Source organism: uncultured Methanobrevibacter sp., from assembly GCF_902770715.1.
Classification (GTDB): Archaea; Methanobacteriota; Methanobacteria; order Methanobacteriales; family Methanobacteriaceae; genus Methanocatella.
On the sequence record NZ_CACXTS010000080.1, the window covers coordinates 1 to 2,254 of the forward strand.

Annotated in this window: 3 protein-coding genes; all 3 read left to right on the top strand. The window is 35.8% G+C overall.

The features are described 5' to 3' along the window. Nucleotides 1–73 precede the first annotated feature (73 nt). On the top strand, nt 74–322 hold the full coding sequence (locus tag QZU81_RS10820; protein WP_295591781.1) for a hypothetical protein: 249 nt from the start codon (nt 74–76) through the stop codon (nt 320–322). 14 nt (nt 323–336) lie between these two features. Continuing rightward, nucleotides 337–1,146 carry a hypothetical protein gene (locus tag QZU81_RS10825; RefSeq protein WP_295114564.1) on the top strand — a complete coding sequence of 270 codons (810 nt, stop codon included), beginning with the start codon at nt 337–339 and terminating at the stop codon, nt 1,144–1,146. Then, nucleotides 1,139–2,254 (top strand): phage terminase large subunit (locus QZU81_RS10830; protein WP_295591783.1); only part of this gene is annotated, 1,116 nt, incomplete at its 3' end. The genes QZU81_RS10825 and QZU81_RS10830, both read left to right, overlap by 8 nt.

Consider the following 2,254-nt stretch of genomic DNA (forward strand, 5'->3'; position numbering starts at 1 on the left):
TAAAATTTATTATTACTTTTATATATTTTTTCTAATAAACTTTTATATATAATACATAATAAATATATGTATTATGTTAACCGAAAAAACCAACATCAGCGCAAGAGTGGAAATAACTCTCAAAAAAATAGTTGAAGATTCTTCTTTTACTCATAAAGATGCCTATGAGCTTGGAGCAAAACTAATAGCTATGGGGGAAGCGGAAAACACAATAATGGAAGTAAACAATAACTCTGCTTATGAAAGAATCATAAAACAAACCGAGCACCGCTTGATTGAAGCAAGAAAGCTGGAGCTTGAAAGGGAATTAAGAGACTTATAGGAGGCACCATCACCATGGGGAGGGGAAACTCAGATGTAATTTACTTTTTGGAACAGCACGAACAGGAAATAATGAACTGCTGCAAAAAAGGAATGAGCAACAACGAAGTTAGGGAAATGCTAAAAACAAAATATGGAAGAGATGTTGCAGACATTACCTACAGGAAATTCAAGGCAACATTGAACCTGAATAAAACAGATTTCATGGAAACATTGCTGGATGAGATAATAGCCATGAAAACATCCGGGGCAACAGACCAAAGCGTGAGAAGATGGCTTGCAGAAGAGCATGAATTCGAAGTAAGCCGGTCAACATTCTCCAGATTCAAAAAGAAATATCATCTTAATGATGAGGAAAAAGACCCAAGAGCAAGAGATAAGGAGGCATTAACGGATAGGGCCATCAGTCAAAGACAGATAACAAACACTAATGCTCATCAGGACAACATCGATATGGCCATTGATACCATACTCCAGCAGCAGGTCACAGACATTAAAACGGGACTCGACAATCTTGATAAGATTACCAAAAACGCTGTTGGTATTGAAATTGACTTTGCCAAACTTGATCAAGAAGTAAGATATCATGCAGGGGAAAAAAGCTTGGCAAGATACCTGCTTGACTTGGCAGAATTAAAAATCAGATACCTTGAACTATCTGTTAAAGCATTTGATGCTAAAAACAAATTATTCAAAGATGAAATGGATAGACTATTCCAAAACAGAGTTTTAGAACTTGAAGATAAGAAAATTGAAATGTCTCAAAAGGACATCATGAATGAAATAGAAATCCTTGCAAAGCAGATTGATGATAATAATGTATGATGAAAACGGCAAATTCCATTTAGATGCTAAAGACAAAGCTATTCTTCAGAAATGTGTATATGAGAATCCATATATACCATTCAATCCTTTTCCAAAACAGGCTGAGATGATATTGGCTACAGAAAAGGAAGTTTTGATTGGAGGCGCAGCTGGAGGAAGTAAATCAACAAGTCTGTTAATGAGGGCATTGTTCTATGTTGAGGATGATACCAACGAATATCATGCATTAATTCTGAGACGTACTTTATCTGACCTGAAGCGTAAAGGAGCTTTAATTCACAAAGCCAGCCAGTGGTTAAACAGAAAAGAAATTCAAAATAATTCAGCCATTAAGCCAAAGTGGGATGGAACTGAACATTCATGGACATTTCCAAACGGCAATTCATTAACATTCGGATATTTACGCAACATTAATGACTTGGATACATATCAAGGTTCAGAATATCAATTTATCGGCATTGATGAGCTGACACAACTGGAAAGATTCAAATATATCTATATGAGGTCAAGAGTAAGGAAAACAAAAGACAACAAGCTTCCAACACAGTTAATGTGCTCAAGCAATCCTGGTAAACGGGGTAACAAATGGGTTCGTGAAAGATTTATCGAAAAGATTGATGAAGACATTCAGGACAAATCACAAATAAGGTTCATTAGCTCTAGCTATTTGGATAATATCTATTTAGATAGAAAAGACTATGAAGAATACCTTATGGGATTGGATAGGGTAACAAGAGAGCAGTTAATGAACGGTAACTGGTATGCTAGTGTTAAAGGTCAGCTATTTGATGAGGCGGACTTCCACTTGATTTCACATGATGAATACTTAAAAATTCCAATTGTCAGAATTATCAGATATTGGGATCTAGCTGCAACTGAAGTGTTGAATGATGATAAATTGAAAGGTAGTGATCCTGATTATACAGCTGGAGTATTGCTTGCTAAAGATATAAACGGCAATATCTACATTGTGGATTCATATGAATTTCAGCTTGAGTCAAGAAACTTGATCAATGAAATTGTCAATACTGCAGCACGTGACAAGTCAGATGTGCAGTATATTGAACTCGACGGGAGCACTGGTAAAAACTTTGGATTGCTTATAATT

Coding starts and splice junctions, on each gene's coding strand:
- QZU81_RS10820 (WP_295591781.1), top strand. CDS start 74: ATGTTAACCGAAAAAACCAACATCAGCGCAAGAGTGGAAATAACTCTC.
- QZU81_RS10825 (WP_295114564.1), top strand. CDS start 337: ATGGGGAGGGGAAACTCAGATGTAATTTACTTTTTGGAACAGCACGAA.